Source organism: Paracoccus laeviglucosivorans, from assembly GCF_900182695.1.
GTDB lineage: Bacteria > Pseudomonadota > Alphaproteobacteria > Rhodobacterales > Rhodobacteraceae > Paracoccus > Paracoccus laeviglucosivorans.
The window spans coordinates 1-25762 of sequence record NZ_FXTK01000006.1; the positions used below are offsets into that span (position 1 = coordinate 1).

General features: G+C 61.7%; 18 protein-coding genes and 3 pseudogenes. 5 read left to right on the forward strand and 16 right to left on the reverse strand.

Features of this window, described 5'->3' with window-relative positions:
- Nucleotides 1-212: 212 nt before the first annotated feature.
- A pseudogene (locus FN835_RS21550) lies at nucleotides 213-1122 on the forward strand (IS3 family transposase); the annotation flags it as partial.
- Between the two features lie 10 nt (nucleotides 1123-1132).
- Here FN835_RS21550 and FN835_RS08870 read toward each other — a convergent pair.
- The gene (locus FN835_RS08870; RefSeq protein WP_142662865.1) at nucleotides 1133-2539 is read right to left on the reverse strand and encodes an IS30 family transposase; all 1407 of its coding nucleotides are present in this window, start codon (nucleotides 2537-2539) and stop codon (nucleotides 1133-1135) included.
- A gap of 42 nt (nucleotides 2540-2581) precedes the next feature.
- Here FN835_RS08870 and FN835_RS08875 point away from each other — a divergent pair.
- Nucleotides 2582-2861: pseudogene (locus tag FN835_RS08875) on the forward strand (IS3 family transposase); the annotation flags it as partial.
- 27 nt (nucleotides 2862-2888) lie between these two features.
- On the opposite strand, the pseudogene FN835_RS08880 reads toward FN835_RS08875, so the two are convergent.
- Both FN835_RS08880 and FN835_RS08885 read right to left on the reverse strand, forming a co-directional pair.
- Nucleotides 2889-3164, reverse strand: a pseudogene (locus tag FN835_RS08880) (IS3 family transposase); the annotation flags it as partial.
- A gap of 415 nt (nucleotides 3165-3579) precedes the next feature.
- The gene (locus FN835_RS08885) at nucleotides 3580-4797 is read right to left on the reverse strand and encodes an acyltransferase family protein (protein WP_142662867.1); all 1218 of its coding nucleotides are present in this window, start codon (nucleotides 4795-4797) and stop codon (nucleotides 3580-3582) included.
- A 510-nt stretch (nucleotides 4798-5307) separates the two neighbouring features.
- On the opposite strand from FN835_RS08885, the gene FN835_RS08890 reads away from it, so the two are divergent.
- The gene (locus FN835_RS08890; RefSeq protein WP_281285404.1) at nucleotides 5308-6399 is read left to right on the forward strand and encodes a DUF937 domain-containing protein; all 1092 of its coding nucleotides are present in this window, start codon (nucleotides 5308-5310) and stop codon (nucleotides 6397-6399) included.
- Between the two features lie 16 nt (nucleotides 6400-6415).
- On the opposite strand, the gene FN835_RS08895 is transcribed toward FN835_RS08890, so the two are convergent.
- A complete protein-coding gene (locus FN835_RS08895; protein WP_142662869.1) occupies nucleotides 6416-6910 on the reverse strand; it encodes a hypothetical protein in 495 nt (164 codons plus the stop codon).
- A gap of 438 nt (nucleotides 6911-7348) precedes the next feature.
- On the opposite strand from FN835_RS08895, the gene FN835_RS08900 reads away from it, so the two are divergent.
- Nucleotides 7349-7873, forward strand: coding sequence for a YsnF/AvaK domain-containing protein (locus FN835_RS08900; protein WP_185958630.1), 525 nt, complete (start codon nucleotides 7349-7351; stop codon nucleotides 7871-7873).
- Between the two features lie 86 nt (nucleotides 7874-7959).
- A complete protein-coding gene (locus tag FN835_RS08905) occupies nucleotides 7960-8730 on the forward strand; it encodes a YsnF/AvaK domain-containing protein (RefSeq protein WP_142662871.1) in 771 nt (256 codons plus the stop codon).
- Between the two features lie 53 nt (nucleotides 8731-8783).
- On the opposite strand, the gene FN835_RS08910 is transcribed toward FN835_RS08905, so the two are convergent.
- From FN835_RS08910 to FN835_RS08960, 12 genes are all read right to left on the reverse strand, one after another.
- Nucleotides 8784-9314, reverse strand: coding sequence for a sigma-70 family RNA polymerase sigma factor (locus tag FN835_RS08910; RefSeq protein ID WP_142662872.1), 531 nt, complete (start codon nucleotides 9312-9314; stop codon nucleotides 8784-8786).
- Between the two features lie 125 nt (nucleotides 9315-9439).
- Nucleotides 9440-9616 (reverse strand): hypothetical protein, encoded by a 177-nt coding sequence (locus FN835_RS21200; protein ID WP_185958631.1) that lies wholly within the window; start codon nucleotides 9614-9616, stop codon nucleotides 9440-9442.
- Between the two features lie 68 nt (nucleotides 9617-9684).
- Nucleotides 9685-11037 (reverse strand): calcium-binding protein, encoded by a 1353-nt coding sequence (locus FN835_RS08915; protein ID WP_142662873.1) that lies wholly within the window; start codon nucleotides 11035-11037, stop codon nucleotides 9685-9687.
- A gap of 75 nt (nucleotides 11038-11112) precedes the next feature.
- Nucleotides 11113-12177, reverse strand: a complete 1065-nt coding sequence (locus FN835_RS08920; RefSeq protein ID WP_142662874.1) for a putative bifunctional diguanylate cyclase/phosphodiesterase — start codon at nucleotides 12175-12177, stop codon at nucleotides 11113-11115.
- Between the two features lie 122 nt (nucleotides 12178-12299).
- Nucleotides 12300-13637 carry a GGDEF domain-containing response regulator gene (locus tag FN835_RS08925; RefSeq protein WP_142662875.1) on the reverse strand — a complete coding sequence of 446 codons (1338 nt, stop codon included), beginning with the start codon at nucleotides 13635-13637 and terminating at the stop codon, nucleotides 12300-12302.
- Nucleotides 13634-14506, reverse strand: coding sequence for a CheR family methyltransferase (locus tag FN835_RS08930; protein ID WP_142662876.1), 873 nt, complete (start codon nucleotides 14504-14506; stop codon nucleotides 13634-13636). The genes FN835_RS08925 and FN835_RS08930 overlap by 4 nt, the downstream gene beginning before the upstream one ends.
- Complete coding sequence (locus FN835_RS08935; protein ID WP_142662877.1) at nucleotides 14496-17534, reverse strand: response regulator; 3039 nt, start codon at nucleotides 17532-17534, stop codon at nucleotides 14496-14498. The genes FN835_RS08930 and FN835_RS08935 overlap by 11 nt, the downstream gene beginning before the upstream one ends.
- A 123-nt stretch (nucleotides 17535-17657) precedes the next feature.
- Nucleotides 17658-19031: a tetratricopeptide repeat protein gene (locus FN835_RS08940; RefSeq protein WP_142662878.1), complete on the reverse strand. Its 1374-nt coding sequence runs from the start codon at nucleotides 19029-19031 to the stop codon at nucleotides 17658-17660.
- Nucleotides 19028-20116: a family 8 glycosyl hydrolase gene (locus FN835_RS08945; protein WP_142662879.1), complete on the reverse strand. Its 1089-nt coding sequence runs from the start codon at nucleotides 20114-20116 to the stop codon at nucleotides 19028-19030. The genes FN835_RS08940 and FN835_RS08945 overlap by 4 nt, the downstream gene beginning before the upstream one ends.
- Complete coding sequence (locus FN835_RS08950; protein ID WP_142662880.1) at nucleotides 20116-22359, reverse strand: cellulose biosynthesis cyclic di-GMP-binding regulatory protein BcsB; 2244 nt, start codon at nucleotides 22357-22359, stop codon at nucleotides 20116-20118. Before FN835_RS08950 ends, FN835_RS08945 begins: the two co-directional genes overlap by 1 nt.
- Complete coding sequence (gene bcsA / locus FN835_RS08955; RefSeq protein ID WP_142662881.1) at nucleotides 22356-24686, reverse strand: UDP-forming cellulose synthase catalytic subunit; 2331 nt, start codon at nucleotides 24684-24686, stop codon at nucleotides 22356-22358. The genes FN835_RS08950 and bcsA overlap by 4 nt, the downstream gene beginning before the upstream one ends.
- Nucleotides 24686-25330 carry a hypothetical protein gene (locus FN835_RS08960; RefSeq protein WP_142662882.1) on the reverse strand — a complete coding sequence of 215 codons (645 nt, stop codon included), beginning with the start codon at nucleotides 25328-25330 and terminating at the stop codon, nucleotides 24686-24688. The genes bcsA and FN835_RS08960 overlap by 1 nt, the downstream gene beginning before the upstream one ends.
- Nucleotides 25331-25762 lie beyond the last annotated feature (432 nt).

Below are 25762 nucleotides of genomic sequence, written 5' to 3' on the forward strand. Positions count from 1 at the left end.
GCGCCTCGGTGAAGCGGCTTTTCCTCATGTCGTCTGCTCCTGCGTGGTGAAGCAAACTCTACATCAAACCGTGGGACGTTCCGGGGGGCAGGTCAAGCTGTAATGAATTTGCGGGGCGAGCGCATCTTCAGCCCTGAGTGCAGGTGGTTTGAGCTGCTGCCGGTTTCATGGACACGAAGATAAGATCGTGACCAAGGAACTGGAGTGCAGATATGACGAGACGGAAGTTCAGCCGCGAGTTCAAAGTCGAGGCCGTGAGGCTGGTGACGGACCGGGGCGTTGCAGTAGCGCAGGCGGCCCGTGATTTCGATATTGCGGAGAGTGTGCTGCGCCGCTGAATGCGGGAACTGACCATGACCCCGGCCACAGCATTTCCGGGGAATGGGCAGATGTGGGCTGATCTGGCCGAGATTGCAGCGCTGAAGAAAGAGGTCGCGCGGCTGCGTGCGGAGCGTGACATTCTGAAGATAGGTGAGCCATGCGCGCCATTGGTTCGAGCACAATGGCGAACGCTTTTTTCGCGCGCGAGGTGATATGAGGTTCGCCTTCATCGCAAAACACCGCCACATCTGGTCGGTAAGCTGGCTCTGCGAGGTTCTTGAGGTTTCGCGGTCCGGCTTTCATGCGTGGCTCAGCCGCCCACCCAGCACCCGCGAGATCCATGACGCGAAGCTCGTCGCAGCGATCGAGACGAGCTTCAAGGCCAGTGACCGGACCTGTGGCGCACGACGTGTCTGGCGGGATGTTCTTGAGGACGGGCTTGCCTGTGGGCTTCGACCCTGATCGAACGGCTGATGCGGATTAATGCTTTGCGGGCGCGACCCAGGCGCCGCGGTAAGCCGAAGGATGACCGCGAACGGTCGGTGATCGCCGACAACATCCTGGACCGGGATCTCGCAGCGGACCGGCCGAACCACAAGTGGCTGGCCGATTTCACCTACATCTGGACCGCGGAAGGCTGGCTCTACGTCGCAGTCGTGCTGGACCCTCTTTTCCCGGCGCGCCGTGGGCTGGTCCATGAAGGCTGATCGGGATGCCTCACTGGTCATGGATGCGCTGATGATGGCGGTCTGGCGGCGCGGGAAGGCCGACGCTCTGCTGCATCATTCAGACCGCGGCTCGCATGGCGGATTCAACCGGTCGTCGCAACACCCTCGTTGATATCATGTTCGAGGACATCCTCGAAGGCTTCAGCCGGCGTTCGCCAGCCGAGCGTCTTGCGCGGTCTGGTGTTCAGCGCATGCGCGACCGCGATCAATTCATCGGCGCCATGAAGGCTGAGGTCCGTGCCTTTGGGAAAGTATTGCCGCAGCAGGCCGTTGGTATTCTCGTTACTTCCGCGCTGCCAAGGGCTTTGTGGATCGCAGAAGTAGATATCCAATCCGGTTTCGACCCGAAGTCGGGCGTGCTGTGCCATCTCTGCCCCCTGATCCCAAGTCAATGACCGGCGCAGATGTGCGGGCAGGTCAATGATCGTTGCGGTGATCGCGTCGCGCACGGCCTCAGCGCCATGACCGGCCAGTGCTGGGCCATTCTTGACAGATTTTGCCGCGCCGTGCCCTTCCATTCGCGGCAGGTGCAATAGCAGTGTGAAGCGCGTCTTTCGCTCGACGAGCGTGCCGATCGCGGAGCTGCCCAAACCGAGGATGAGGCCGCCTTCCCAATGGCCTGGCACCGCCCGGTCCGCGATTTCCGCCGGGCGATCGCTGATCATCAGCGCCCCCGCGACGAAAGCCTTGCCTCGATTGCGGACCCGCTCTCTGGGCATTCGCAGGGCGCGCCCGGAGCGCAGGCAGGCCGAGAGTTCGCGTCTGAGCGCGCCACGTCCTTGAATATAAAGCGCTTGATAGATCGCCTCGTGGCTGATGCGCATCTCGGGGTCGTTCGGAAAGTCGATCTTCAAACGCTGCGCGATCTGCTCGGGGCTCCAGGAGAGCGCCCAGCGTCGCTTCTGCCGATGGACACGCCGCCGTCCCTTCCAAGGCGCCTCGGGTCCGGCGAAGGTGGTGCCGTCGGGCATGGCGATCATGCCGGACAACCGGTCCTGAACATAGTCCCGCAAAGCCGCGTTCTTCATTAATTTGCCCGGCCTTGGCCGTTCCGCGGCACGATCTGCATGCCACTGGGCACTGATGGCACGGTAATCGAAGTTGCCGCTACGCGTCGCCGAGTTCCGCCGGATCTCGCGCGAAATCGTGCTCGGCGATCGGCCCAGCTTGCGCGCGATGGCACGAATGCCGCTGCCTCTCGCGCGTTCGAGCGCGATCTCCTCGCGTTCTGCGAAGGTCAGGCAGCGACCGGTGGGAGGCCGCGAGGAGGCGGCAAGCTGCGTAGCAGGCATGCCACCCGAACTTCGGAACCACCGGGCTCCGACAGGTGCTGACACACCCGCAAGCACCGCGGCCTCTTCACTCGTGACCCCCATCGCGATCGCCCGCCAGAACCGACACAGGTTCTCACGCTGCCATACCGGAGGCCGTCCCGGCGAGCGTAACTTCTTCCGCGTGGACTTCTCTGATTTGCGCCTTCCTGTCGGCATCAACACCTCCTAATCTGGGTGTTGCGACGACCGGTTGAATCCGCCCAATACACAAGCGCGCAGTTCCAGCGGCTTCTGGCCGACAATGGGATCACCTGCCCGATGAGCCGCGCGGGTAACCTCTGGGTTAATGCCGCAATGGAGAGCTTCTTCTCAACGCTGAAGACCGAACGGACAGCCAGGAAAGTCTATCGCACCCGAAACGAAGCACGTGCCGATGTCTTCGATTACATCGAACGCTTCTACAACCCGCGGCGGCCTCACTCGAAACTGGGCTACATCAAGCCCAATGGAGTTCGAAGCCCGCGCTATGCTAGCTTAACCAGCTGTCCACGGAACCGGCAGCAGCTCAGTGTTCGAAGGCCACGGGTGGATCTCCAGGCGAGGGCTGAGTACTTTCGGCGCGGGTTGTAAGCCGTTTATGTAATCGAAGAGGGAAATCTCGACGTCATGCCGGATGTGCCAGTGGCGTCTCCAAACCAGTTCCGCTTTCAGCGACTTGAAGAAGCTCTCAACTGCCGAGTTATTATAGCAATTCCCCTTGTCACTCGTTGAGACCCTGAGCTCATGCCTGCGGAGTATCTTCTGGTAGTTACGGTCCGGGATCGGTGTAGTGAATACATCCTGTGCAGGTATCCTCATGTTTTCTTCATATGATCACGAGGTGTTATGATTTGTAGCTTCTCAGCCCGATAAAGATCGCCATCTTTCCAGAATGGCGCGATGTGATCAAGTCGTGGTTGGCAACAATGGGCTGCGCAGCCTCGCCCATACCCATTGATCATCGCTCGCAGGTGCCGTTAAGCTGAAAACCTGAGTCGGAAACCCAGAGAGTCACGGCGACCAGAAAAGGCGTAGCCAATCGCTGTAGATAAAGAGTGTTTCTATGGCACGGCGGAAATCCGAAACCGATGCAGCCGGATTTTGATAGCCTTTTATATCCTCTGAAATATCCGCATCTATCGTCGGCGTGCTTCATTGAAGACCAGCTGATCTTCAATGAAAATTCTTCATAAGCCAAAACCTTTTGGATGACTGCTTCAAAGCGGAAGAGCTTGCTCGTGCTTTGCCGGATGGGCCGGACCGATCCATCTTCTGCGCAGGTAGCGTGTGACTTTACCCTCTAGGAGCCTTGCGCTCGCTGCCGCGAGGATCAAGCAGGGAGGAAGCACGATCAGCAAAAAGACTGGCTGGGTCCAAACACCCAGCATGTCGGGCAGGGCCAGTTTGCGCATCGTATCCTTGACCGTGCCCAATACAAGCGGATGCCACAGGTAAAGGCTAAAGCTTATTGTCCCCAGCCAAAGCAAGGGTCGTATCTGAAGGATCTGAGATACAAATCCGCGTTGATGCACCAAACCATTTATTGCGGCGGTGCAGGCGATGAATGCCAGCGGGCCGGTCAGCCAATGAAAATCCCGACCCCATTGATATATTGGATCGATGAATGGTGTCTGCGGATTTGCAGTCGCCTGCCACAACGCCAGAAAGGCCAGAATGCAAAGCCCCGGTGCGCGTGAAAGATACCGAACAGGCGATCGCTCGGCATATCCGGTTCCGACCAGAACACCTGCAAGAAAGAATATGGCGCGTGGCGTGAATATGCACATCACCAGTCCCAAGGCGATCATAAGCCAGGTCAGGTCTCGATTGTGCCGCCGCGACAGCAATACGATGAAGCCCATGAAATAAAATGCGAACTCAAAGCTTAGGGTCCATGCGATCTTGTATATGACCGGGACAGGAAGCACGGGGCCCAATGCCAGGAAATTGCCGATCAAAAGGCCGATGGATTCAAGAAGGCCGTAACCGGCGAAAGGGTCTCGTCCACCCAGGATCAGGAAGGCACATGCAATTGGTAATGATGCCCAAAGAACCGGATAGATACGGGTTGCACGCTCGACGATGAATTGGGCCGGGGTGGCCGCGCGTCTCATGGTGCCGATGATGACGAAGCCACTTATCGCAAAGAAAAGCTCGACACCGAATTGCATCGACGAAAAGCCCTGATGCAAAATCCAGGGCATTGGCACATGCGGCAGTCCAGAGTTATAGACGTGGTATATGACCACCAGCATAGCGAACAGGCCGCGCGCACCATGAATTGGTTTGGAAAAGCTATGCACTTTCGAACACCCTACAACTAAACCAAGCTTTCTATCAGTTAGAGCCGCCGCGCCGAGGGCGGGCGATGAACCTGTTCCTGCGAGGTGACACCGCATTTCGCGGTTCAATGATGCTTCAAAGGTAAATGACACATTGAATCCGGTAGCCGAATTCTTTGCGGTAAGATTCGCGAATAGCTAGTCTTAAACGCGTTATGATCATAGGAATTCGCGCAAGTCTAGCAATCTTTTAATGTCTCAATATTATTACGAAAAAGTGGCATTCTCAGGGCGGCAGGCAGACCCGCAAGCAGCAGATGGCGATGTCCTGCCGCAAATCGATGCAGAATGCATTCGACAAAAAGGCGTGCGTCGGTCAGGCCATCCCGGTTCCCGAAACGGCTTTCAGGATTGACAAGTGCATGGGCAGGGACAAAGCCCGACTTCGGTAATAGGATAAGGGGCGAAGCAGGCCGGGGCCGTTTAACAGCTTCGACTGGGCATCGTGAAAAACGAAGGCGCCGACCCGAAGGTTGTGACCAAGCTGACATGCAATTCATGCGCGTTCAAATTCCCGTCACATGAAGGGGTTAGCGTCTGCCTGTAACAGTCGTTTTAACCAGTAACACAGAGTTCACCATAATCGGCGAGATTGCAAAACTCATTACCCCGGCGATGATTGACCAGATCGCAGGCTGGCTTGGCGCATCGCGCGGCAGTGTCGAGTCTGCGGCCAAGGGCGGCATTCCGGGTCTTCTGGCCACGATGCTCAGCGCCACGCAGAACAATGCTTCTGCCGCGGATGCTTTCGCCACCGCCTTGAAGGGGCAGTCGCCGGATATGCTTTCCGGGCTTGGCGACATGCTGTCGCGCGATCCGGCAGGACTGGGCGCGCAGGGCTCGGATCTGCTGTCGGGAATCATCGGCGGCGGGCGGATGGGCACCTTCGCCTCGACACTTAGCCGTTTCGCGGGCTTTCCCGAAGGCGCAGGCGGTCCGTTCCTTGGACTGCTGACGAATTTCGTCATGGGCAAGCTGGGCGGCATCGCGCGCGAACGCGGACTTGATGCCTCGGGCGTGCTGGGGCTTTTGTCCAGCGACAAGGCGGCCATCGCGCAAGCCATGCCGCGCGAACTTGCAAATAGCCTGCGCAGCGCCGGGATGCTGGATGCCGTAGGTGCCGAACTGGATGCGCTGGACGCCCCGGTCCGCGCCACGCCGCCGCGCGCGCAGGTCGAGCCGGTCGCTACGCTAAGCCAACCCGTCCACACGCCGCGTATGCCGCAGGCTGCAGCAATTCCTGCCGGGCGCCCGTGGTGGCATTGGCTGGTCGGCCTGCTGATACTGGGCCTGATCCTGTGGCTGCTTTCCAACCTGTTCGGCGGCGATCGCACGGAAGAGGTCGCTGAGGGCGCGACCACTTCGGCCCTGATGGTGGGCGATGTCGATGTGGGCAGCCGGATGCGGACCGCGATGTCGGATCTGACCACCTCGCTTGCGGGCATCACCAGCACCGAAACGGCGACCTCGGCGATGGCGACCCTGACCCGTGTTCAGGGCGACCTGACCAGCCTTGCCCCCTCGATCAGCCAGTTGGGCGCCGAGGGTAAGTCCGCGCTTTCCGCACTGATCGGAGGCCAGCTGCCCGCGCTGGAGGAGACGGTGACCAAGCTTATGGGCAACAGCGATTACGCCGGGATCATCGGTCCGGCACTGACCGCGATCATCGATCAGATCAAGGCATTCGTCGCCTGACGGTTACGGGCGGGCCTTAGTGCAGGACCCGCCCGCTTGCCGCAATGCTGACCCCCATGGCCTCAAGCTGCTGCCACGCGCGCTGCACGTCTTCGTCACTTGTTTCGACTGCGACCAATGACGAAAGTGCCGCGACCGACCCGGCAGGTGGGGCCGTTCCTACCAAGCCGCTGCGCAGTGGGTGGGCCACGCCTTGACGACGCGCGAACAGCGTCATCTGACTACCGGCAGCGTCCACGGACACGGCGACCAGGCAGGCAAAGCCCGTTGATCCGGCAAAGCGCAAATGGCTGGGAAACAGCAATGCGCAATGTTCTGCCCCAAGGGCACGTGCCATCAGCACGGCTTTGCGGGGCGGTTCGTCAAAGGTCAGCGCAGCATCGATCCGCAGTGTCGCGCAACCGCGCGGCCCTGAGATGACCAAAGCCGCCGGGAAACCGTCTTTGCCGAAATCGGGCAAACCGATCAAACGGTTGGCATGGTCCTGTAGCGAATCGCCGTCCTGAGCCACAGCGGCAAACCTCGTGTTTGTAACAGTTTCATGGTGGTGCCATGATATTTACGCTTCAACACAAATGCGACCGGACCCATGCGGATGTAACGGGAATGTGGCGCGATTGCCCGTCTTTTGCCGGTTCCTGCGCCTCGGGCGGCTTTCGGCAAAGACACGAAACTGTCAAATTTTCAGAGTCGCGCCGAAATATGTCTGCCATAAACCTTGGTTCAACTGGTCCCCATGGTCGAAGCGAGTCGATCCGGTTTCAGGGGCGCCACGATGGACAATGATCCGTTACGCATCCGCAATGACGTTCCAACTTATGTCAGACCGACCCTTCATGCCTATGGCGGCATGCTTCCGTGGATGCGGTTGGCGATGCGGGTCGGGGGACAGGTTGCGTCCATGCCCTATCTCTGGGCGGCCATTCCGTTTCAAACCATGAGGTCCCAGATGAAGAAATCTGACAAGGCGCGCGACAAGGCCATGGAAAAGGCCCGCAAGGCGCTGCGCAAGGCAATCCTGCCCGAAGGTCAGGTGGTCGCGGCGGCGGATCTGCCGCTGTCCGATGTCGCGCTGGCCCAAGGCGAGGCGCTACTGATCGAGAACGAGGCGGTGATGCGCCTGCTTGAGGAGGAACTGGAGGTCGGTCGCCGCGTGGTCGAAACCGGCCGCCTGCGCCTGCATCGCCGCACACAGGAACGGGTCGAGGAAGTCGCCGAGGAGCTGGTGCATCTGGACATGGCCGTCGAGCATGTCCCGGTCGGCGAAATCGTCGAAGCTCGTCCGCAAATCCGCGAGACCGATGACGAAATCATCATCCCGGTGGTCGAGGAGATCATCGTGGTCGAGCGCAAGCTGATGCTGAAGGAAGAAATCCGCATCCGCAAACAGCGCCATGTCGAACAGCATCGCGAGCAGGTGACGCTTCGCCGCCATGTGGCCGAAGTTCTGCGTCTGCCGCCGAAGGAGTCATGACCGTTCTTCCGGTCGTGTCTGGCGGGCCAAGGTCCGCCTTTTAAGTGAGGGCGCCCTCCGGGGCTTTTTATCTAGTGGAGCAAGACATGATCAGAAAAGATGAAATGGTGGTGCTTTTCGACACCGCTGCTGAAAGCCGCCGTGCAGAGAAAGCCCTTGAAGACGCCGGGTTCCCCGACCCGGAAGTGAACACCCTTGACCGCGATGCGGTCGTGGAACTGGTTGGCCGCGCCGAATTCGGCCCGACCTTCTGGCGCACCCTGTTCGGTCGCGAAGTCCAGCTGTATGAAGGCGCCGTTTTCGACAAGGCCCTGTCCAGCGGTGGTGCGATCCTGACCGTCCGCGTCGAAAACGACGACGAGGCTGCCCGTGCCGAGGAAATCCTTGGCCAGTTCACGTCGGTCGATCTGGAAGCCCGTGGTGCCGGCCTGATCGCCGAGCATCGCGCATTGGGCGACATCAAGGACGAAGTCCTGCGTCTGGCCGAAGAACAGCTGGAAGTCGGCAAGCGCCGCGTCGAAGCTGGCAAGACCCGCATCCGCCGTTACGTGATCGAGCGTCCGGTCGAAACCCAGGTTACGCTGCGTCAGGAACATGCCGAAGTGATCCGCAAGGTCATGGATCAGCCGGAAGTCCTGTCGGATGTGGATTGGGACTGGAACGACTCGACCATCGAAATGGTCGAAACCCGCGAAGAGGCTGTCGTCTCGAAGCGCGCCCATGTCGCCGAAGAAATCGTCCTGCGCAAGGGCGAGCGTGAGCATGTCGAAACGATAAAGGACACCGTGCGCAAGCAGGCCGTCGAGATCGAGCGTCTGGACCACGAAGGCAACCGCATCGAAGACAACAACGTCTGATCCCCCGATCAGGCAGGCGCCGATCCGGGTTTCCGGGTCGGCGTTCGCATTCCTTATGCGGCGGTCCGCATCGCTTCGGGTGATATCTGCCCCGAGACGTGGAACAGATCGCCTGCCGGATTCAGCACCTCCTGAAGTTTCGATCGTGCCCGACTGACGCGGCTTTTCACCGTGCCGATGTCGCAATCCATGATCCGCGCCGCATCGTCATAGCTTTCGCCAAGGACGCCGATCAGCACGATGGCTTCGCGGTAATGCGTCGGCAATTGCTGCAACGCATGGCGCAATTCGATTATCTGCAGATGCCATTCCTGTTCGGGCTGGGCGATGCGCTGCGCGGACACGCAATCCATGTCACCCGTGCGTTCACGCCCCGCCTTGTGGCAATTCGTGAAAAAACGGTTGCGCATGATGGTGAAAAGCCATGCGCGCTTGTTCGTGCCGGGACGATATTGATGCACACGCTCGATCCCCAGCATCAGCGTTTCCTGAACCAGATCTTCGGCATCGGAAATCCTGTGACGGCACAGGGCGCGGGAATATGCGCGCAGGGCGGGGATATGGTCCAGAATATTGTCAGACATCGGCTTAAGGCCCCCCGGCAAATCTATCTAAGGTCGAATGCGCGGGGTCGGGCAGGGGTTCCGGTCATGCCCTTATCATTGAAAAAGGTTAAGTTGCCGATTTTTTCCTTTGCGCAGCCACGGCGTCATCGGTCGTCGTGGCGGATGTCATGTATCAGCGCCGACAGGGCAGCCCATATTTCTTCGCGCATCCATCCGGCGGATGCGGCCTGTTCGACGATTTCAAGCACGCCATCCTCCAGCGCGCGCTCGCAATCCTTGCCCCGTTCGGGATAGGGACCGAGCTGGTCGGGTCCACGCATGGTTCCTCCTGCGATTGCAGAAAGCCAACCTTCGGGACCGTGCAATGTTCCAAGCATGGCCGCAGGTGTTAAAGCAGGAAGTCAGATATGCTCAGATCAATGGATTTCCCGATCTCGACCGCGAAATCTGCGATCTTGTCACCGTTCAGATCGGCCTGCACATATGTGGCATCGGAGGTTCGCATCCAGCGCAATTCGCCCGCCGCACCGCTGAACGCCTGATTGCCGATATAGCTGAAATCCTGCTTGCCGCTTAGGCCGCTATTCGCGTCGATGGCAGACAGATCAATCCTGTCCAACTGCGCCGGGGTGAAATCGTCGATATAGTCGCGGATATTCGGGGTTGAATCAGCGGCATTGGCAAAGACAAAGACATCCGCGCCCGCACCGCCGTAAAGGCGGTCGGCACCAGCCCCGCCGTTCAGCCTGTCATTGCCCGCGCCGCCGTAAAGCTGGTCGTTGCCCAGCCCGCCAATCAGCAGATCGGCACCCAATTCGCCGAAAAGCGTGTCGTTGCCTGCATCGCCCTGCAAGGTGTCATTGCCCGGCCCTCCGCCCAGCCAGTCATTACCCGCACCGCCGACCAGCCAGTCATTCCCGACTTCGCCATAAAGCGTGTCATGGCCGTTGCCGCCGAAAAGGGTGTCGTTCCCGGTGCCGCCAAAAATCCGGTCCTGACCGTCATCACCTGACAGGCGGTCGTTCCCACCCTCACCATAAAGCGTGTCGTTCCCCGCGCCGCCGGATGCGGTATCGTTGCCATTGCCTGCATATGCAGTGTCGTTGCCCAACCCGCCCGAAATCAGGTCGTCACCGTCACCGCCATAAAGCGCATCATTGCCCGCATCGCCTTGCAGCGTATCTGCGCCCAGATCGCCATAAAGCACGTCATTGCCATCGCCGCCGGACAAGAAATCATTCCCGGCCTCGCCCAGCAGGGTATCGGCACCAAGCCCGCCGAACAGCCGGTCATTGCCCAACCCACCGAAGATCTTGTCGTTTCCGCCCATGCCCTGGATGGTGTCTGCACCGTCGTAACCGGCCAGCGTTTCGGCCAGATCCGCGCCTTGGATTACGTCATTTCCGGCCAGCAGAAGCTGTGAAAAGCGCGCATCGTTCGACGCCTGATACGCACCGGCCAATGCTGCGGCGCTGGCGACAAGGCCCGTTGCGTCCAGCACCACCTTGCCATCGGCCACCAGCCGCAGCGCGGTGATGGTGCCCGATTTCAAACCGCCCGGACCTGCGCCGCCATAGGCAAGATTGGTGCCGGTGAACAAAGCGTAATCGCTGGTCCCATCGGACAGCCGCAACTGACTTGCGCCCCGGCTGACATTGGCAAGCCCGATATAGACCGACCAGTCAAGCAGCGTCATATCCCGGATGATGCCTTGGCCTGCGCGCAGATTGATCGTCGCCATGAAATATCACCGATGCACGTCAAGGTTGCGCGAAACATGCGCATCAACGCGCATGGATGCAAGCCCTTCCTGCCCCTAGCGCGCGTCCAGCCAATCCCTGATTTCGCCAAAGGGCAGGGGCGGAGAGAAAAGATAGCCCTGCGCCAGCTCGCAACCCAGATCGCGCAGGATATTCGCCTGTGCCTCGGTTTCGATCCCTTCGGCCAGCAGGTCCATTTCAAGGTTCTGCGCCATGCCCACCATCGACCGGATCAGCATCTGGTTGCGTTCGTCGTCAAGCCCGGTGACCAATGTGCGGTCCAGCTTCAGGCACGAGAAGCGGAACTTGGTCAGCGCTGCGAAATTGCTGTAGCCCGTGCCGAAATCGTCCAGCGCCAACCCCACGCCCAGCTTTTCCAAGGCTTTCAGCGCATGGGCGACCTGGGGATCATCGCCCAGCTGTGTCGTCTCGGTGATCTCAAGTTCAAGGCGTTTCGGGATTTGACCGGCATCGTCCAGACAGCGGGCGACCTGATCGGCAAAGCCGGGATCGCGCAATTGCAAGGGCGAGACGTTGACTGCCAGCCGCATAGGCTCGGGCAGGCCCAGACTTGCGAAATCCAGCAGACTGCGCCCCAGAATCCAGACGCCAAGGCGCCCGATCTGCGCCGTGCGTTCCGCCAGTGGAATAAAGATGTCGGGTGCAACATTACCCAGCGTCGGATGGCGCCAGCGTGCCAATGCTTCCAGCCCGACGACCGCGCCATCCGTCAACCGGACCTGCGGCTGGTAATGGACGCAAAGCCGGTTGTCCTGCGCGGCCACGCGCAGCGCATCGGGCAAAATGGCGCTATCGGAACCCGGCGGTGGGGTTGCGGGCGTTTCACCATCTTGATCCCAGACGAAAAACACAGCCGCCTCGCTTTCGTCGGGCAGGGGAAAGCGCGTCGCCTGAAACAGACGCTCGGTCAGCAGCGCATTCAGCCGGTCAAGACCTTCACCGAATTGCCGGGGATGCAGCGCACCGATCAAAGCGGCAAAGCCCGGATTGTAAATCAGCCTTTGTTGCGGACCTATGGCGATGCAGACGGGAATGGGGGCTTCGACCATCTGGCGTACGGCAAGCGACAACGTCTCGGACCAGGCAGAGGCTGCGCCCAACGGCGTATCCTGCCATCCCCGAATGCCCGGAATGGCAAGATCGCAAAAAAAGCGCTCTGTCTCTGAGTCTAGCAAGATTTGCGCTCCCTCCTCATCTTATGCGTCGGCACTTGCGTGCCTTATCATGAAAACTTGAATGTCGGTTCCTGACTTTTTCGACGACGCTGGGCTTTCTTGTCGTAAAGCAGCCGATCCGCCTGTTCGAGCAGTTCCTGATGATCCCAGTCGGCGGTGCTGGCCAGCGAAATGCCGATGCTGATACCGACATTTACGCCATCGCCTCCTTTACCAATATCAATGGGTTGTCGAATGGCTTCTGCCAACCGCTCGGCCATTTGTTCCGCCTCTTTGCGGTCATCGCAAGCCATCACCACCGCAAATTCGTCGCCCGCCCAACGGGCCGCCACGTCGCCTTCGCGGATGCAGCGGGTCATGCGTGCGGCGATGGCCTTAAGCACCACATCGCCCGCGGCATGACCGAAGGTGTCATTGACCGGTTTGAACTTGTCCAGATCGCCGAACAACAGCGCGACATCGCGTTTGGGATGCAGCGGCGTCGCCATCATCGCCCGCAGCCGTTTGTTGAAGCCTTCCCTGTTCAAAAGCCCGGTCAGCGGATCGGTTTCGACCTGACCCATCAGCGCAAGCTGCCGCGCATAGGCCTGCGAGGCGTCCTGAAACACGATCACGCCGCCGATGGGCTGGTTTTCCTGATCACGCACGACCGAGACGGATTTGGTGATCGCCAGCGACTTGCCCGCGCGATTGCGCATCATCAGATGCGTGCCCTGCGGCATGGCGGCGGCATCGGCGGACAGGATGTCGGCCAGCGGCTCTCCCTCGCTGGTTTCCAGGGGCAGCGCGTCGGCCAGCAGGGGCTGATCGGTCGCGGTCCAGCCCGTCATGCGTTCGGCGGCGGGGTTCATCCAGGACACCCGTCCCGTATTGTCCGTGGCGATGATGCCATCGCCTACGGCGTCAAAGGTCGCGCGCAGGATCTGCTTTTGGCGGTGGACCTGCTCCAGCGCTTGGACAAGCTGCTGCTTGCTGCGATACAGGTTCAGCAGGATTTGCACCTTGGACAGCAGGATCTGTTCGTTGATCGGCTTGCCGATATAGTCGATGGCACCCGCGCCATATCCCTTGAGCTGGCTAAGTTCATCAAGGTTCGATGCGGTCATGAACACGATGGGCGTTTCCGCCGAAAAGGGATTGTCGCGCAGAAACGAAGCCACCTCGAACCCGTCCATTTCGGGCATCTGCACATCCAGCAGCGCCAGCGCGAATTGGTGGTCCAATGCCAGCGACAGCGCGTCATTTCCTGATTGGGCGGTGATGATTTCCGCATCCACATGGCGCAACAGCACGCGCATCGCCGTCAGATTGGCCGAAATATCGTCCACGATCAGGATTTTGGGCCGAGAGATTTCTTCGACCTGACCAGGATACTGCTCGGTCATTTTAACTTTCCATCATTTAACAAATTGGCGGTGCTGGCACTTTGGCTGCGAGAGATTTGGGGATGGGGTTGGGACAGGGGGCGGTAAATCCAACCCGTGCCGGGTAGTCTGGCGAATTTCTTTTGCGCCCCGATCGGCGTTTCGCGCTGCCCAAGGCAAAGAAAACCGCCCCTGACCAGCGAATCCGAAAACAGTTCCAGCGCGCGCGCTTGCAATTGCCGTTCGAAATAGATCAGCACGTTGCAGCAAAAGATCAGGTTGGCCTCGCAGAACACCGCATCGGTCGCAAGGTTGTGCTGGACGAAGGTGATTTTGTTCAGCAGATCGTCGTCCAGTTTCATCCCCCCGTCCAAGGGTCTGAAATAATCCGCAAGCCGCGCGCTGCCGCCGCTGCTGACATAGCGCGCATTTGCGCCATCGATCTGTTGCGGTTCGACCCGGCCGGTCGCAGCCTTTTCCAGAATGCCCGATGAAATGTCGCTGGCAAAGATGCGGGTGCGGGGCAGGATCCCCGCCTCGTGCAGCAGGATCGCCATTGAGAACGCTTCATGCCCGCCGGCGCATCCGGCATGCCAGACCGTGACCTGCGGAAAGCTGCGCAGCATGGGAAAGACGTGTTCGCGCACCTGGACAAGGGTATCGGGCTCGCGGAAAAGCTCGGTCACCGGGATGCAGATGTGATCGACCACAAGCGCAATCCGGTCGGGATGCCGGATCAGCCAGTCGTGCAGCGCCGGGATCCCAGACAGGCGCAGCCTTGCGCACAGGTTTTGCAGCCGGTTCGCCAGCGTTGCAGGCCGATAGTCACGGAAATCGTGACCAAAGCGGTCGTAAAGCAATGCGGCGAAGTCCTGCACCTCATTGAGCATGGCAAAGCTGCTCGCGGATCTTGGTGAACAGCAAAGGCAGGTCGATGGGCTTGGTCATGTAATCCGACGCCCCCGCCTGTATGCAGCGTTCGCGGTCTTCCTTCATGGCCTTGGCGGTCAGGGCGATGATGGGCAGATCGCCCCAATGCCCGCCGCGTTTGCGGATTTCGCCCATCGCCTCATACCCGTCCATGTTGGGCATCATCATGTCCATCAGGACGATCTGTGTATCGGGATGGGCGTCCAGTTCGGCCAGCGCCTTTAGCCCGTCCTGGGCCAGCACGACATTGCAGCCGCGTGCGCGCAGAACCTTGGCCAGCGCATAGATGTTGCGCATGTCGTCATCGACCAGCAGCAGCTTGCAATCGACGGGCTGGCCATCATCCGCAGCGGCCACGGGCTTGGTGGGTGTGGCGGCTGGCGCGGCGTTCAGAAATGCCCGCACCTCGTCCAGCAGGCGTTTGTCGGAATGTTCGCCCTTCAGCACGATGCTGTCGGTATAGCCGCGCAGGCGCAGCAATTCGTCGGGTTGCATGTCGCGGGCGGAATAGACGACGACGGATTGCGCCTTGCCCAGACTGCTTAGCCTGTCCAGCAGTTCAAAGCCGGACAGGCCGGGCAGACCCAGATCCATGATGATGCAGTCGAAATCGCGCGTCTTGATCCGTTCCAGCGCGTCTTCGGCGCTGAAGGACGCGGTGACGTCGATCCCGGCCCGCGTCAAAAGCTGCGAGACCGCCTTTTGCGTGCCGCCGTCATCTTCGACGACCAGCACCGAGCCACGGGCCGGGGCAGGGGTTGGGCGCGGCGCGGGCGCTTCGGGCTTTGGTGCGGCCTCGGCAGGCACGGCGATGTCCGCGGCGACAAGCGGCACGAACAGCCGAAAGACCGAGCCTTGGCCGACGACGCTTTCCACCTCCAGCCTGCCGCCCAAAAGCGTGGCAAGCTGGCGCGATATGGCCAGCCCCAGCCCCGTGCCGCCATATTGGCGCTGCGTGCTGGCATCGACCTGTTCGAACGGCAGAAAGATCGCCTCAAGCTTTTCCTGCGCAATGCCGATCCCGGTATCGCACACGACGAATGACAGCATCCGCCCTTCTTCGGCCGGAGCCAGCGTCACCCGGACCGACCCATCATGCGTGAATTTCAGCGCATTGCCGATCAGATTGTTCGCAATCTGCTCAAGCCGGCCGGGATCGGTCTGGATCGTTGCGGGCAGATCGTCGGTGCAGGTGATGCCGAATGCCACGCCTTTCTTGTCGGCGATGGGGCGGAAGGCGTGTTCCAGCGTCTGCACCAACATGCGCGAGGACGTGGCTTCGCTGGTCACTTCGATCTTGCCCGCCTCGATCTTGGACAGGTCGAGGATTTCATTGATCAGCCGCAGCAGGCTGACACCGCTGGCATGGATGACCTGCGCCGCCTCGATCTGGTCCGCGTCCAGATTGCCGTCGCTGTTCGAGGCCAGATCCTGCGCCAGAATCAGCATACTGTTCAGTGGCGTGCGCAATTCATGCGACATGTTGGCAAGAAAGCGGGACTTGTATTGGCTTGTCCGCTCCAGCTCCTCGGCGCGCTGGAAGGCTTCTTCCTGCGTCTGTTCAAGCTCGGTCGTGCGAAAGGCCAGTTCGGCATTCGTGGCCTGCAATTCTTCCTGCTGGGCCAGCATCTCGGCCTCGGCGGCCTGCAATTCCTCGGTCTGGCGAATGCTTTGCTGAAGCAGTTCCTTGGTCTCCAGCGCCCTTTGCAGGTTCACCAGCGGCAGGCCCACCACGTCGATCGCCTCGGCCACGATCCGCCCCCGGACCGAGTCGAAGGGCTCAAGCAGCGCAAACTCCATCACCCCGATCAGGCGGTCACGCAGCAAAACGGGCATCAGCAGGATCAGCGTGGGATCGGCCTCTCCGGTCGCAGAGTGGATTTTGACGAACCCCTTGGGCACCGGAGAGATGATCTGCGTCCGCCGATCCGCCGCGACCTGCCCGATGATCCCTTCGCCCAAGGCATAGCTGACAGGCATATCGGCATTGCCGCGATAACCATGCGCGGCAAACAGCGTCAGGTTCCTGCGCGTTTCGTCATAGGAAAAGAACACCGCGACCTGCGCGCCCAGCTCATTGGCCAGCGAGGTGATGGCGACCTGCGCAAAGTCGTGCAGCGTCTTTTGCGCCTGCACGCTTTCCGAAAGCTTGGTCAGCGCGTGCTTGACCTCAAGATCTTCGACCTGCGCGACGGCAAGGTTGCGGAAAATCAGCAGCGAACGGCTCATGGCGCCAATCTCGTCGCCGCGATCCTGAAAGGGGATCTGCACGGTGCGGTCATTGTCGGCAAGCCTGCTCATGGTCATCGCAAAGCGCCGGATGGGGCGGCTGAAACGGTAATGCAGCGTCGCGAACGCAGCCAGCGCGGTCAGCGCCACAAGCGCCGCCGCCATGGCGGTCGCATTCCGCATCCAGTCGATGGCCCGGTCGCGTTCGGCCCGCGCATCGGTCAGCAGTTGCATCACCAGACCCGACAGCCGGTCGAATGTGGCGGTCGGTATCAGCTCGGCGGTGTCTGCGTGGTTCGAGGCCAGATATTCGGCCAGAACCTGCGTGCGGTCCGCCGGAACATCCATATTCTCGAACCGCGTCAGCAGCGGCAGCGCCTTGAGGTTCAGCCATTGCGTGCCCGCGACCTGAATGGCCACCGCATCGGACAGTGCCTGTTGGTCCGGGATCGGCAGCCGCAGCAGCGTCTCGGTCGCGGCGATGGTTTCACTATTAGCTGCATCGAACGCCTTGCGGCTTTCGGGCGTGCCCTTGATCAGCGTTTCGGTCAGCGCAATCTCGCGCGCCAGCATCGAGCGTTCGACCGCCTCAATCGCCGTCAGGTCGCTGGTCAGGTCGCGGACCTTGTTCTGCGCCTCGGACAGGGCGCGTGACCCCAGATAGCCGACCGAGCTGACGCAGGCCACGACCAGCACAAAGCACAGCATAATCAATGCGAACTGGGCGCTGAGCGACAGGTTTTTGGGGCGCCTGTTCAAGGGCTGTCTCCGTAATCGGGATGTCCGGGATGCCGGTCGTCACAGACCCGCAGTTCGGACCCCGGTGAAATTCCTCGGGGAAACCGACCACGAAATAGCTAACAAATCCACCTTTGCGGGTGGTCAGTCGGATGCCGCCTGAATGCCCTTGCGGGTTTCCGAGGTGGACAATTCATTGTTCAGACGGCGGAATTCGGACAAAGCCTTGGGGCGCTGTCCGGCGTTCAGATAGGCATAGGCCCGCAAAATCGCCAGATCGCGCCGGATCGAGCCGGTGACCTGTTCGATTGCGTCGAAATAGCGGATCGCATCGCGATAGCGGCGCTGCTTGTAAGCCTGCACGCCACGCTGATCCAGAATCTGGCGTTCGATATCGACGCGCTGGCGATGGTCGAAATCGGTCGTGGCGGCGATCTGGGCGGCGGGTTCGGACATACCCATCTTCAGATAGGACAGCGCCAGACCGTATTGCGCATCGCGGCGTTGCTGCGCGTTCAGCCGCCCACCCAAAGCGGCGCGGAAATCGGCCATCGCGTCCATCGTGCGATCAAGGTTATAGACGCACCATGCCCGCTCCAGAACCGTGCCCGCGGCCCGAGCATTTGCGGTGCGGGCCGCGCATTGCGCCGGGCTTTCGCCGCGCGGTGCCCTTGGCGTGGCGCTTTGGGTTGCCGCGCGTTCGGTGCGGCGCGGCGTGGCCGCTGCGCGCGGCGTCTGCGCGGGCTGAGGGGCAGCTTGTGCGGCGGGCGTGGCGCTGCGCTGGTTCGTGGTCGCCGCAGGCGCTGCGGTGACGACGCCGCGACCTGCCAGCAGACGTTGCAGCACGGTGTCAAAGCGCCCCGTTTCGGACGGCAGGCGGGCGCTGACCTGCGCGACCATGGCACGCAGCTCTGCCTCGCTTGCGGCGGCGTCGGCCTTTTCGATGGTCGAAACCAGATCGGCGGGATTGGTGCAGGCCGACAGGATCGCGCGATAGGTCGCCATCGCCTCGGCCTTGGCGCCTGCGGCTTTCTGGCCGTCGGCGATGCGCCATGCGTTGTTGATCCGGTCGCAGCGCAAAAGCCCCGGCGTGCGTGCAGCGACAGACCGCGCCGCCTCGACATCATCACCCTGCAGGGCAGTGTCCAGCGCACGCTGACCATCCGCCGTTTCAAGCTGTGCGGTCATGTCGGGCGAGGGTGTCCATTCGGGATAGTTGCGCCGCGCCTGCGCCAAGGTCTGGCGCGCCTGATCCAGCTGGCCCGCCGCGACCTGACGATAGAACTGGTCGATTTCTGCCTGCGGCACGCTGGAACCGGACAAGCGGCTGAGATCGCTCGGCGGGCTCCATTGCGGGTATTTCAGCCGCAGACGCCGCAATTCGGCATCGGCTGCGGTCTGGTCGCCTTGCTGGACATACATGTTCAGCGCCAGCAATTCGTCCGAGGGCGGCGCGGTCTGCGCCAGAACCGGCGTGGCGGACAGCAACAGGGCGGCAATCAAGGCAGGTCTGATCATATCGGCACGCATTTCGGGAACTGGGTCGCTTGGGCCACGAGCGCCATCAGATGCAGCGTCGCGGGGTAATAGGGCTGATCCGTGGTAAAGGGACGCATCGCCGACCCGAAAGCGGATGAGGATGCGCAACTGCTTAGCGCTGCGACCGCGCCGTAACCGGCATGGCTGCTTGCCTCGACCACGGCGCGGGTCGTCAGGTCGAACACCACGGGGCTGGCATCGCCGGGCGCGCCGCTGGCGGCGGCCTGCGCGAAATTCTGGACTGCCGGCGATCCGGGTTGGCCCGACCACAGCGCAAACAGCGGGACGCGAATGGCCTCATACCCCGAGTTCTGCGAGAAGTTGGCAGGCGGCGCCGCCTTGCCCTGCGCCGTCAGCGCGATCCAGTCGGGAACCAGCCCGCTATGCGCCAGATCGTCGATCAGCGCCACGCCGTCATCCGCCATCTGCGAAAGCTGGGGCAGATCGGTCGCCTGCGCCAATTCGCGCATCGCGCGCGGCATGTAATAGGACGGGTTCACGACGACCTGTTCGGCGGTTCGGAAACCCATCGCGGCGGGCAGCATCAGCAGACGCCCGCTGCCATCGGGGTGGGGGGCCGAGCACAGCCGCACGATGTCATTGGCGATCCGCGCCGCGCGCTGGATAAGTTCGGGACGTGCCTGCCGCGCACCAGCCATGACCAGCGCCCAGGCATAGAACAGATCCCCGTCCGAGGCGTTGTTGCGGTCCTGCACCTGCGGCACCGTATCGGGACGCCAGCGCCACGCCATCAGCGCATCGTCGCGGATGGCAAGGTTGCGGTCGCTCCAATCCATGATGGTATCGAAGGCGGTGCGGTCATCAAAGATCGCGGCCAGCGCCAGTCCGTAGCCCTGACCCTCGGAATGGCTGGCCGAGTTCTGGAAACCATCGACGATGCGCCCGTCATCGGTCAGGCACAGTGTCTTCCACGCCTGCCACGACTGATGCAGCGGGTGACCGGCGGGCACGAAACCGCCCGGCATGTCCGCGCGGGCAGGGTTGCCGCGCATCCCCAGAAAGGACGCGGCGGCCAGACCGGAAAGAAGCGTGCGGCGGTTCATCAGCGCAACCTCGACTTGCGGAAAATGATGACGATCGCAAGTGCGGGCACGACCGAAATCAGGCCCAGCACCAGCAGCATGGTCGCAAAAAGGAATGGCGACCACGACGCAAGGTTCCCTAGAATCGGGAACAGATTCATCACCGTCACCCGTTCCTGCAAGCGCGGCGTTTCGACCGGAGACCAGATTTCCCAGCTTCCGTCATTCGACAGCAGCGCGACCGCGCCCTGACCCAGACGGTTGCTGCGCAGTTCATCCAGCGCGCGACTGATGCCACGGGTCTGGGCGTCGGGGCCAAGGATCAGGCCAAGCGCTTCGGGCTGGCTGCGATCCAGCGTGATCAGCAGCGCATCGCCCCTGCGCCCGTCCAGCCATTGCGACAGACCTTCGCCCGAACTCAGGAAGGCGGCCTTTTCCAGTCGTTCCCGTTGACGGTGAAGCCATGCCAGCGGCGACCATGACCGTGCGGGGGCAGCAACCTCAGCGGTGGGGGCCGGGGTTTCGGCGGTTTCGCTTAGCCTGAAGCTGGGGGCTTGCGGCGCAGCGGGCGGCGGGGCGGCCTGCGCGGAAGCTGCGGGCATCGCGACCGTCGGAAACAGCGCCTCTTGCAGCTCGCGCAGCGACACATCGGCAAGCGAGGTCGGCAATGTGCTGAAATCCATCAGTGTCAGCGACACCGCTGCGTCCGGCTCGGGCGAGGGGCGCAGACCAGCGGCCAACTGGATCGCCGCCATCTCCATCCGGCTGCGTTCGGCGGCGGCAGGATCGGCTTTGATCCCGGCCGCAGACAGCCCCGACAGCGCCGAGGAGAAGCCGCCAAGCTGCATGGCCGGGGAATGCGGCACCAGCAGGCTGCTTTCCTTGGTCACGACCAGCATGTCGGTCTGGCGCGGCGGGCAGGCCACATCCGGCGGATTGCCGGGCACCATCATCTCAAAGCTCAGCGTGTTGACGCCGGAATGCAAAAGCCTTGCGCCGAAGCCCACCGCCAGCGGGTCCAGCAGCTTGCCGCCTTCGCGGTCCAAAGGCAGCAGGCGCACCGTTTCGTCGTTGATCTTGACCAGCAGGATCGAGCCTTGCGGCAGGTTCTCGGCATAGCCGTATTGCAGGTTCAGCCGAGCTTTCTGATTGGCCAGCAGCAGCCAGTCGTCGGGCAGGCGGAATTCCACGTCCTTGCGGAAATAATGCGTGTTGCCGACAATATCGGACTGACCCAGCTGCGCCAGCGTCTGTGCCACGCCCGGTTGCAGCATCTGGGCCTGCGCCTGCGCCGGAAATGTAAGCTCCTGCATGGCCAGGCTGAAATCGGGCAGCGCGTCGCCCTGATATTCCACGACCATCGTCGGCGTGCCGCGCCCGTCCAGTCGGTAGCTGATCTGATCGCGGTCCGAGGGCAGCAGTGCCACCGATGGCCCCTGACGTGCCGCGATGTCATATGGGCTGCGCATGTCGATCCAGCCGCGGCCCTGCATCGCCGTGCCAAGCGCGTCGGTCATCTGGCGCAGAATGGCCGGATCAGTGTCGTCCCCCGACAGAACCGTGACGGGCAGGCCGCTGCCGACCTGCTGGGACAGTGCCAGCGCAAAGCCCTGCGCTGTCGGCGGCAAGTTGGACTGGTCGATTTGTGCGCCACTGCGCGTCAGGTCAAGTTCGGTCCAGACGCCGAAGCTGGCATCCGGTCCGCAATAGATCCGGTGCGGCTGGCGCAGCGAAATCGCGATGCGGTTCTGGCCGGCAATCAGCCCCTCGGTGGGCACGTTCACCGTCTTGAAGCCGTTGAAGCTGTTCAACGGCATATCCACGGGCGCGGCGTCGTTGACGGTGATTTGCATGACCGCCGTGTCGGGCAGCACGTTGATGGCCGAACGCAGCGACAGTTGCAGCGATTCCGGTAGCGCCTGATCGGGCGGCAGGTCCAGCCCCAGATCGGTGCGCGCAACCTCGCCGGTCAGGCGCAGGATGCCAGGCTGCGGCAGCGACGGGCCCATCCGCACTTCTTCGGGCAGGGTGGTCAGCGGGCGCAGTTTCAGCAGGCTTTGCCGGATTTCCGGGGCAGGCGCTTCGGGCATTCCGTCGCGCGGCGCGGGGGCCGCGTCAATGGACTGCCCCACGGGCGGCGCTTCGGGGGCAGGTTGCGCTTCGGGTGCGGCGGCTGGCGGCAGAACGATGTCCTGCGCCATTGCTGTGCCCGACAGCAGCAGGAATGGCAGGCCCAGAAGGGTCAGGCGCGTGGTCTTGTTCATCGATGCGCCTCGATCTCGATAAAGTCCTCGATCGGGGCGGGCATCGACTGGTTGCGATGCTCCACCTCGTCGAAATCGGCGCCGAAGGCCATCAGGTGCGCGGGGCGCTGCGACTTGTTCGAGGTCATCGCCACACGGCGGCGGCGGGCAGGTTCGCGCATGAAATCGGCAATCGTCTTGGGGATCGAGGTCAACATCAACCCGATGATATAAAGCAGCCCCGCGATCAGCCCCTTGCCATGACGGGTCGCGTCACGCTGGGCCTGCCATACCTCGCTGTCGCCAAAGATCATCTGGGCCACGGCTTCGCGTGCGGCAATCGACTGATCGCCCACCAGTCGCAGGCCAAGCGTCGTGCCCTCTTTCCCGGTGTTCGACATGGAAAGCACCACGGCGCGCACGTCCTGTTCCAGATGCGGTGCGTTGGCAAAGCTGGGGCGGAACGCGATTTCGTCGCCCTGTCGGATCATCACCGCACCGATGCCACGCGGGGCCTGATCCAGCCGCAGTTGCGCGCCGCTGGTCGAGACGTCCATCACCGTCGCCTTGACCGGATATTGGCCCGACCCCTGCCATGTCGCCGTGGCGGGCAGGTTCAGCATCACGCGCGGAGCAGCGCGACGCTGCTGCTTTTCGGACACCGATCGCAGCGCAAGCGACACCATCAGCAGGTTGATGACCGCCCAGACGCCTACGACCGACAGAACGCTGCGGTCGCCCGGAAATGCGATCCAGCGCACGATCAGCGCGATCACCCCGGCCAGTGTCAGGCCAAACAACCCCGCCAGCGGCCCATAGATCGGCGAGATGTAGTCCTCGGCCAGCGTTTCGTCCTTGGCCGTCACGTTGAACTTGGCCCCGCGCGGCTTCAGGATGGTGCGGATGATCGAGGTCGCCAGATAGGGGGCCTGCGCGATCTCATAAACCTCGGATATCAGCGGCCATCGGTAACGCGAGAAAATGGCGTTCTGCACCAGCAGCACCACGGCCATATAGCTCAGGACGTAGGCCATCGCTTCCTGGAAGGTCGTCACCACGATTTCGACGCCAAAGAACAGATAGGTCAGCGGTGCCAGCATATAGGCCAAACGGATCAGCGGAAAGAACCAGAACGACATCGAGTTGATGTAGCAAAGCCGCTGCAAGGGCTTCAGCCCGCGCCGGAACAGCGGGTTCTTCAGGACCAGCATCTGCACCATGCCCGACGCCCAGCGGCCACGCTGCTGGATGAAGGACACAAAGGTTTCGGGCTGCAGCCCCGCGATCATGGCGCGGTCCAGATACAGGCTGCGCCAGCCCTGCGAATGGATTTCCAGCGCGGTTTCGGCATCTTCGGTGATCGTTTCGCCCGCAAAGCCGCCCACGCTGTCCAGCGCCTTGCGGCGGATCACGGCGGCCGAGCCGCAAAAGAACGCGCCGCCCCAGCGATCCAGCCCTCGGTGGATCATGCCATAGAACATCTCGTTTTCAGGCGGGGATTTCAGCCCAAGGTTCCGCTGGATCGGATCGGGGTTGATGAAATGGTGCGGGGTCTGGACCAGAAACAGCTTGGGGTCTTGCGCGAAATAGCCGACCGTGCGGGCCAGAAAATCGCGCGACGGCACGTGGTCGGCATCGAACACCACGACCAGATCGCCGTCCAGACGGGCTAGGGCCGCGCTCATGTTCCCGGCTTTGGCGTGTTCGTTCTTGGCTCGGGTCGAATAGATGATGCCCAGATCGTTGCAAAGCGCCTGCAATTCGGCGCGGCGGGCGCGGGCGCGCGCGGCCAGTTCGGGGTCGGCGGAATTGCAGCGCTGGTCGGTGCCGCCATCGTCGCACAGCACGACCCGGCGTTTCGATGCCGGATAGATCATGTTCTTTGCGGCCGAAAGCGTGATGCTCAGCATCTCGACGGGTTCGTTATAGGACGGGACCAGAATGTCCACGCGCGGCATGTGTTCCAGATCGACCTTGGGCGGCAGGCCGCGGTCCAGCGGGTCGGCGGTGATGAAACCGCCAAGGAAGAACACAAGGATCGAGTAGGTTTCGACGACCAGCAGGATGATGGCGCAGATGAACGAGGCATCCAGCCCCGGCTCGGGCAGGGTGGCGGTGACGCGCCAGAACCAATAGCGCAGCACCACGATGCTGGCGATGCCGATCAGTGCCATGCGCGGCACGATGCTGGAGGTGAACGGCTTGAGGATCACCACAAGCGCCACGGCGAACATGCCAAGCATCGCCTGCGCGGCATCCGATACCGGGATCGCGCTGAGCACGAAGACCGGAAGCAGGGTCAGCGCCCACAATGCCAACAGAAACAGGCGGGGAAGCTTCTTGCCCATTATTGCGAACCACCCGAAGGAATGGCGATGACGCTGCCCGACGGTGCGGCCAGCGGGGAAAGCATACGGCTGTTGCCCTGCGGATCGCGGGCAATGGGCGCGACGCCGATGCTGTCGGCCAATAGCGGCGCCAGCGCGTCTTGCTGCGATCCAAGCACGCAGTTGCGCACGATGATGTCCATGATGCCGCCATTGCCGGGCAACTGGCGCATCCCGGAATTGACCCGGCGCATCCCCAGAATACAGGTCACGTCACCCACGTCCTGCGACGCCCATAGATAGGGGCCGACCCCATCATCACCCTGCACAAGACTGCCCGAGGAAAGGCCGGTGAAAGGCTGCGGCAGGCCACCGAAATTCGCGATCAGGCTTTCGAACCGCAGGCGACCAAAGCCCGACACGCCATTGCGTGTGCGCAGCATCATCACGTTGTCGCCCGGAACAGGGGTGTCGTTGGCCAGGCTGATGCGCTGTTCCAGCCCGATGCGCAGGTTGCGTTCCAGCACGCTGCGCATGTTTGGTGCGTTGACCCAGGCCTGCGCGGTGGGGACGCTGGTATATTCCGTGCGTTCTTCGACCTGCTGCTTGGTCAGGACCAGTTCCTGTGCATCGAAGACGCATCCCGCAAGCGACGAGAGAAGCATTACGGTCGCTGCAGCACGAAGCCCCCGACGCCAGCCAAAACGCTTTGCGGTGTGGGGCGGGCTTGCCTGGCGAACACGGTCGGCTTTCATCACAAATCCTCAAAAACGTCCCGACGTCGAACCGGCCCGCATGTTTCCTTGAGTTCCAGGGAACTCCATGCGGGGAATTGATTAACCTGCCAGTTTCTATTCCTGATTGTGCTGGAAAGCCCTGCGGTGGCAACCGCGTTTCTACACTTTCGTGCAAATTGTTGACGGATGGTTGCGCGTCAGGCGCAATTGGACAAATCGCGCCACATGACCATAGGTCAATTACCCTGCAGCTATTGTGTCCGGCGTGCATCGTCACCATTTCAATAGCGCTGATGCAAAATTTCTTCTCACGCAGCGAACGACTTGCTCTAAGGTTGAAATTCGTCATGGTTGATCAAC

What these genes read in the sequence shown, in the direction of transcription:
- FN835_RS08870 (WP_142662865.1), bottom strand. Translation starts at nt 2,539, where the DNA reads ATGCCGACAGGAAGGCGCAAATCAGAGAAGTCCACGCGGAAGAAGTTA.
- FN835_RS08900 (WP_185958630.1), top strand. Translation starts at nt 7,349, where the DNA reads ATGAAGAAATCTGACAAGGCGCGCGACAAGGCCATGGAAAAGGCCCGC.
- FN835_RS08905 (WP_142662871.1), top strand. Translation starts at nt 7,960, where the DNA reads ATGATCAGAAAAGATGAAATGGTGGTGCTTTTCGACACCGCTGCTGAA.
- FN835_RS08910 (WP_142662872.1), bottom strand. Translation starts at nt 9,314, where the DNA reads ATGTCTGACAATATTCTGGACCATATCCCCGCCCTGCGCGCATATTCC.
- FN835_RS21200 (WP_185958631.1), bottom strand. Translation starts at nt 9,616, where the DNA reads ATGCGTGGACCCGACCAGCTCGGTCCCTATCCCGAACGGGGCAAGGAT.
- FN835_RS08915 (WP_142662873.1), bottom strand. Translation starts at nt 11,037, where the DNA reads ATGGCGACGATCAATCTGCGCGCAGGCCAAGGCATCATCCGGGATATG.
- FN835_RS08925 (WP_142662875.1), bottom strand. Translation starts at nt 13,637, where the DNA reads ATGACCGAGCAGTATCCTGGTCAGGTCGAAGAAATCTCTCGGCCCAAA.
- FN835_RS08930 (WP_142662876.1), bottom strand. Translation starts at nt 14,506, where the DNA reads ATGCTCAATGAGGTGCAGGACTTCGCCGCATTGCTTTACGACCGCTTT.
- FN835_RS08940 (WP_142662878.1), bottom strand. Translation starts at nt 19,031, where the DNA reads ATGATCAGACCTGCCTTGATTGCCGCCCTGTTGCTGTCCGCCACGCCG.
- FN835_RS08945 (WP_142662879.1), bottom strand. Translation starts at nt 20,116, where the DNA reads ATGAACCGCCGCACGCTTCTTTCCGGTCTGGCCGCCGCGTCCTTTCTG.
- FN835_RS08950 (WP_142662880.1), bottom strand. Translation starts at nt 22,359, where the DNA reads ATGAACAAGACCACGCGCCTGACCCTTCTGGGCCTGCCATTCCTGCTG.
- bcsA (WP_142662881.1), bottom strand. Translation starts at nt 24,686, where the DNA reads ATGGGCAAGAAGCTTCCCCGCCTGTTTCTGTTGGCATTGTGGGCGCTG.
- FN835_RS08960 (WP_142662882.1), bottom strand. Translation starts at nt 25,330, where the DNA reads ATGCTTCTCTCGTCGCTTGCGGGATGCGTCTTCGATGCACAGGAACTG.